Source organism: Streptomyces sp. ADMS, from assembly GCF_033441795.1.
GTDB lineage: Bacteria > Actinomycetota > Actinomycetes > Streptomycetales > Streptomycetaceae > Streptomyces.
Genome location: NZ_JAVFVX010000327.1, coordinates 1 through 1,055 on the forward strand (window position 1 = coordinate 1; position 1,055 = coordinate 1,055).

Consider the following 1,055-nt stretch of genomic DNA (forward strand, 5'->3'; position numbering starts at 1 on the left):
CGGGGGCCGGAGCGGGGGCCGGTGCGGGGGCCGGTGCGGGGGCCGGTGCGGGGGCGGAGCGGGGGCGGAGCGGGGGCGGAGCGGGGGCGGAGCGGGGGCGGAGCGGGGGCGCGCGGGGCGCAGCGGGTGCGGGTGAGCGGTGCGGGGGCAGGGTTAGCGGGTGGCCAGCAATAGGTCCACCTCGTAGGTCTCCTCGACCGTTCCGGACGGGAAGAGCTTGAGCAGGAGGTTGCGTTCTTCGGCCAGGAAAGCCGCGGTCTCCTCCTTGTCGTGGACCAGGAAGACCGAGCGGCTGCCGATGTTGGCCAGGTGGGTGTCGATCGGGACGTGGCGGCTCCAGCGGAGTTGGCGGCGCGCGAAGTCGAGGCGGCCCGAGGGGTCCGCGGCCCGGCGGGAGGCGCCGTTCTGCTCCACGACCATGTCGACGCCGAAGAAGTACTGGACGCGGTTCGCCTGGGCGGTGATCCAGGGCGTGTCCAGGGCGTACGTGTTCCACCACAGGGCGAGTGCGCCGCCTGGGCGCAGGACGCGGAGGGCCTCCGGGATCGCGTGGTCCGGGTCGGTCCAGTGCCAGGACTGGGCGTAGGTGAGGAAGTCGACGGAGGCCTCGGCCAGGGGGAGGGCGTTGCCGTTGCCCCGGACGATCGGGACGTCGGGGAGGGTGCGGCGGAACTGGGCCGCCATACCGGCGCCGGGCTCCACGGCGATCACGCGGGCGCCGCGGGCGTGGAGGAGTGCGGTGGATATGCCGGTGCCGGCGCCGATGTCTGCGACGCGGGAGCCGGCGAGGGGGTGGGCGGCCAGGTTTTCTATGGCGTCCAGGAGGGCGGGGGGATAGGAGGGGCGGTTCTGGGCGTACTGGGCTGCGGCTGCGTTGAAGGAGGTGGCTCGGGAGGAGGGGGCGGGGGGTGGGGTGGAGGCCGTCATGTGGACATGGTGGCCGGGGGTGTTGGCGGGGGGGTAGGGGTTTGGGGAAAGGTTGGGTTGGGTGGCGTGTTTGTCGCCCCCGCCGCCCCTACCCGTCCCATCCCGTACCTGGGGGCTGCGCCCCCAGA

General features: G+C 74.1%; 1 protein-coding gene. It reads right to left on the bottom strand.

The window, feature by feature from the left end; genetic code table 11:
• Window positions 1-153: 153 nt before the first annotated feature.
• Entirely contained in the window at window positions 154-927 is a 774-nt protein-coding gene (locus RB628_RS40785) for a class I SAM-dependent methyltransferase (protein WP_318325691.1), read from the bottom strand.
• Window positions 928-1,055: the final 128 nt, after the last annotated feature.